This is a genomic window from Bacillus sp. AR8-1, assembly GCF_008042345.1.
GTDB lineage: Bacteria > Bacillota > Bacilli > Bacillales > Bacillaceae_G > Bacillus_A > Bacillus_A cereus.
Genome location: NZ_QNUB01000061.1, coordinates 1 through 6,231, shown reverse-complemented (window position 1 = coordinate 6,231; position 6,231 = coordinate 1). Strand labels below are relative to the sequence as shown.

Here is a 6,231-nt window from a genome sequence, read left to right as displayed (position 1 = left end):
TTCTTTTTTCTGCCGAAGATGCTTTATAATATTTTTTATTTTCCGCTTTATTTATTACCGTATAATGTTTTTTATCTTTCTTTTGTATAAGTTCACTTAACTGTTTAATTGTAGAATTTTCAAGCAGTTCCTTGATCCTTACTTCTACACCCAACCCTTTTCTAATGTGAGAGGTTGTAAAAGCTGCCTTCAAAGAATGCCCTCCTAAATCAAAGAAATCTTCATTTATACCTATCCGCTCTCTCCCCAATACAGTTTCCCATATAGTGACAAGCTTTTCTTCTATATCATTTCTTGGACCCTTATATTGTGTGTCCGTAACATAGCTTAGATCAGGATCAGGCAATGCTTTTCTATCTATTTTCCCATTAGGTGTTATTGGCAATTCATCAATTTTTATGATGAAACTTGGAATCATATAACCTGGAAGTAATTGAGCTAGTTCTTCCTTCAAAGTATTAACAAGTACTTTTTTCTCAGTAGTCACATACGCACAAAGATATTTACTCTCATTTCCATCCATTTTATCTACAACAATAGCTTCTTTTATTCCTTCTAATTTCAATAGATGACTTTCTATTTCCCCTGTCTCAACCCTAAAACCTCTTATCTTAACCTGATTATCAATTCTTCCTAAATACTCAATATGACCATCAGGTAACCATCTACCAAGATCACCTGTTTTATACATTTTTGTTCCTTTATCAAAAGGATTATCTATAAATTTCTCATTGGTTAAGTTGTGATTATTAAAATAACCCTTGGCTACTCCCATTCCACTGACGCATATTTCTCCCACTACACCAATTGGAACAATATCATTTGATGAGTTAACAATATAAATTTTCGTATTATTTATCGGCTTTCCAATTTTATTATATGATTCACAATACTGAATTTGAGCCAAATCAATATAATGTGCAATACATCCTATTGTACTTTCAGTCGGACCATAATGATTGATAAATGTGATCCATTGACACTCTTCAGCTATCTTTTTGACATTGCTAATGTTTATACTTTCTCCACCTAATATAATGACCTTTAAATCAATACATGACTTAAGAATATGAGAATGATCCATTAATGTTGAAAACAGAGTAGGTGTCATTTTTAAATAACTTATTTTTTTCATTTCTATATATTTAATTAAAGATAGAGAATCAAGATATACATCTTTATCGATTATATGAAGTTGTCCCCCACACATTAAAACTGGAAAAATACTGGTATAACACAAGTCAAAACTATACTTTGAAGTCACTAAAGATCGACTTGCAGAGTCTAATTTGAGTTGTTCACAAGCCCATAGCACATAATTGATTAATGATTTATTTTTTATACTAACTCCTTTAGGGACACCCGAAGTTCCAGAAGTATATATAACATATACTTCTGCCTCCAAATCATAATGTGTTTCTAAATTTGTAGAATCTTGCTCAGCGTATAATGACTCATCTGTAACATCTAGATATTCAATATAAGCGTCCTCATCTTCAAACAAATTCGAATTTGAGATTACTATACTCGCTTGACTATCTTTTAGAATATGTTTTATTCTGCTCTTTGGAATTTCATTATCAATAGGTAAAAAAGCACTCCCTGTCTTTAGAATCCCAAGCATTCCAATTATCAAATATTCAGACGGCTCTACCATCAGAGCAATAATACTATTCTTTCCTACCCCTTTTTCAATTAACATCCTCGCTAATTTATTTGCCTTTTCATTTAACTCCTTATATGTAAGCTCTTTTTTTTCAAACACTAAAGCTACATCGTCCGGTGTTTTTTCCACCTGCTCTTGAAAGAGTTCTTGTATACTTTTATTCACAGGATAATGAGGTGTTTTCTTATTAAATTCATTCAATACCTTATTTTTCTCCTCCTCATTTACTACACTTATTTCTCCCAATTTACGCACAGGATCATTTGCTACTTGAAGCAACGTATGACATAGATTCCTTCCCACGAAATTTACTATTTCTTCATTATAAACATAATTGTTATACGTAATTTCAATTGTGATTTTTTCTCCAGGTATGATCACTATTCCAAAATCATAATTTGTTTGTTCAAAGACTTCCATATCTGTCACTTGTAACTCAGCATGACTTTTATTATTAAAATTCTTTAAACTTTCATCCATTGGATAATTTTCATAAACCAATATATGATTGATTAACTTCCCCTTCATCTTTGTCAAAGCTTGTATATCCGCTAAAGAACTATACCCATATGATGTATTTGCTTTAATAACATCATTATTAATTTGCTTTGCCAATGTAATAAACTTTGTATCATTTTCCCCTCTAACTCTTAGAGGAATAGCATTTATAAATAATCCTACCATTCTTTCTACGCCTTCAACTTTACACTGTCTTCCAGAAATGACGGCTCCAAATACAACATCGTTTACATTGTTATACTTCTGTAAAACAACTCCCCATGCGGTTTGAATAAGCGCGCTCAAGGTGATATGATTATTTTCAGATACAGTTTTTAGCGTGGATGTTAACCTTTCATTAACGATAAAGGTTTCCTTTCTATTTTTGAAACCATCTTCTTTAGTTGAATCTTGGAATTTCAACTTCTTGCTCATATTCATTAAGATAATCCCTCCAATAGTCTAATGCTGAACCTGTATCCTGATTATCCAGCCATTCTAAGTAGTTGCTATACGGTTCAGTTTGATTAAGTTTTACTTTTTCACCTCGACATAATGATTTATAAATATGTATTATGTCATTCATCAATAAACTCATACACCAACCATCCATAATAATATGATGAAAACTGAACAACAGTTTGTATTTGTCACCATCTGTTTTAATAACAAATATCCTTATTAAACAGTCATCTGTTAAGTCAAACCTATTATTTCTGTCTTTACGTTTTAAATATTCTATATATTCCTCTTTATGCACCCCTTTAAATTTACTTATATCCTCATAATGTATCGTTACTTTTCTCTCTCTTAATACTATTTGCTTAAACATACTTATATCCTCATAGAAAAACGCGGTCCTTAATATCTCATATTTTTCTATAAGCATATTAAATGCTGTATTTAATTTTTGAATATCAAGTTTTCCTTCCAAAGAAAAAGTAATCTGTTCAAAATACGCCTGTGAATAAGGATCAAGTAATGAATGATACAGCATTCCATTTTGCATAGGTGTAAGAGAGTGTATTTTCTCAATTTCTTTTCCACTAAATAATATTTTATTTAAATCCTCAATGGATAACTCTTTATCCCCATAATCGGACGGCGTTTTTTCTGGATATTCCTTATTTTCACAATGTTCTATAATACCAACTAATTTATTTATATATAATTCTGTTAACTTTTCAATTGTTTCATCTTTAAATTCTTTAGTACTATAGTTAAATTCTAACTTTAATTGACCGTTAATAACCAATCCATTAATTTCGATTGGGTTCAATTTTTTGTTAGATAAAGAAACACTCGTACCACTTGATAACTCTGAATAACAAAAGATTTCTTGATTATGTTGAGTAAATTCTCCAAGGTAGTTAAATCCAATCTCTGGTTTTAATTTAAAGTGAATATTCTTCTTGTTTCCCGGAGCAGTCAAATACTTCAGTATTCCATATCCAACTCCCTTATTGGGTATTCTTCTCAAATGCTCTTTTGTCTTTTTTATACAGTATGAAATATCTTCACTGTGCTTCATATCTAAAATTACTGGATATAACGATGTAAACCAACCTATCGTTCTATCTATCGAAACATCCTTTAAAAGGTTCTCTCTTCCATGACCCTCAAGGCTAATTAAAATTTTATTATTACCAGACCATGCCTCTATTGCCATTGCCAATGAACAAAGTAAAAGGTCATTTATTTGAGTATGATAAGCCGCATTTGCCTTCCTTAACAGCTTTTCTGTTAATTCTTTGGTAATATTAATCGTAATAGTTTTACTTTCTCCAAAAGTACTTTCACTTTTATTAAAATCCCTTGGAATTTCAGCAACTTCTGTTTTTTCCACATCAATCCAATAATCGAGTTCCTTCTTGATTTTTTCACCATTTGCAAACTCCACCAATTTTCGAGTCCACTCTTTGTAAGATGTGGTTTTTTTTGGCATAATAACTTCCTTAGCATTTTCCATAAACCTATAAGTTTGCTCTAGATCCTCAAGAAGAATCCTCCAAGATACTCCATCAATAATCATATGATGAACAGATATGAATAAATAATCACCATCGATTGTTTTGAATAAGCCTAACTTTATTAAAACTCCACTTTCAAGATCCATTCCTTGTTGGATTTGATTAACCAACATATCAATAGTATTTATATAGTCCTTATCAGAATTTAGATCATAAGTATCTAATGTAAAAGCATCTTTAATAGCTTCTAATCCTCTATTCTCTTGTCCCATTACACCTTTTTCTTTTACATATATCATTCTAAAAACATCATGATGTTTAATAATATTCTCGAATGTTTTTATCAATATTTTTTCGTTAATGCCTTCTTTAATATGAAACATGAATGCTTGATTAAAATGATTTACATGTGAAAAGTCATTTTCAAAAAACCAATTTTGTATTGGAGATAGTTCTGCTTTTCCTTCAACTGGTCCCTGATTTATTTCGCTATTGTATTTTTTTACATATTTACTAACTTCCTTAATTTTTGGATGTTGTAGTATATCTTGCACTTCAAGACTCAGATTATACTTTTGAAGCCTTGATACAATCAAAATAGCCTTGATTGAATCGCCACCTAATTCGTAATAATTATCAGAAATTCCAACATGTTCAATTTGAAGAACCTCGGTCCAAACTCTTACTAAAACCTCCTCAACATCGGTTCGTGGCGCTTCATAATTTACATCCGACTGTTTAATTTCTTTTATTTTAGTAAGTGCTTCCCTATCTATTTTTCCATTTGGAGTTAGGGGTAACTGGTCAATTTGAATGATAAAGCTAGGAATCATGTAGGCTGGTAGTATTTGAGTCAACTTTTCTCTCAGAGAAGCAGCAAAAACCTTTCTTTCCGCAGTCACATACGCACAAAGATATTTTTCACCGTTCTCATTACTTTTATCTACAATAACAGCTTCTTTTATTCCTTCCAATTTTAATAACTGGTACTCTATCTCTCCTATTTCAATTCTATAACCCCTTATTTTGACCTGGTTATCTATTCTTCCTAAATACTCTATATTTCCATCGGGCATCCATCTTGCTAAATCCCCCGTTCTATACATTTTTGTTCTAGGCTCAAAAGGATTATCTATAAATTTCTCGCTGGTCAATTCTTCTTTATTTAAGTATCCTCTTGCCAAGCTACCTCCCGAAATGCACAATTCTCCTGATACTCCTATCGGGAGCAGCTCATTATTCTTACCAACTATATATGCTTTTAAATTTCTAATTGGTTTACCAATTGGCACTGTATATAATTCCGCTATATTATCCTCATATTTCCACATAGTAGAGCAAATTGTCGTTTCGGTTGGTCCGTATGCATTTATATATTCTATTTTATTAGCAATCTCTCCCAATAATTTTTTGTTTATTTGTGAACCTGCCGTCACTAATAATCTCAGTGTTTTAATTTTATCTATATTTATATTATTTACATACACTGGCGGTAAAGTTGCTACAGTTATTTTTTGATAATTTATATATTCTTCAAAATGGATATAATTATTAATCACTTCATCTGACAAAATATGTAGTTCAGCTCCATTTAACAAAGCCATACTTATTTCCCACACCGATGCATCAAATGAAACGCTTGCAAATTGGACAATTTTATCATCTTCTTTTATTTGCATATCATTTTCAAACATACTCTTTAAATTGCCTACTCCAAAATGATTAACTAATACTCCTTTTGGTCTTCCCGTAGTTCCAGAAGTGTAAATTACATAAGCTAGATTATCTTCTCTATTCACTAACCCTAAATTTCGTTGTTCCTCAACGTACAGGCTACTATTATCTAAATTAATAATGCTCCCATCAAAATCGATTTCATTCATTCGTCTATTTTGTACTAAAAGAATCTCCGAACCACTATCTTCCAGCATATAGTTAATTCTTCTATTAGGATATTGGGGATCTATCGGAAGAAATGCTCCTCCAGCCTTTAGGATTGCCATTAACCCTATAATCATTTCTATAGATTTTTCTGCTAAAATCCCTACAATGGACTCTTTTTTTACACCATTCTTTATTAATACTCTAGCTAAACTA

The 6,231-nt window shown here is 31.2% G+C and carries 1 pseudogene; it reads right to left on the bottom strand.

Annotated elements, in window-relative coordinates:
* Positions 1 to 6,231, bottom strand: a pseudogene (locus tag DN400_RS30365) (non-ribosomal peptide synthetase); the annotation flags it as partial.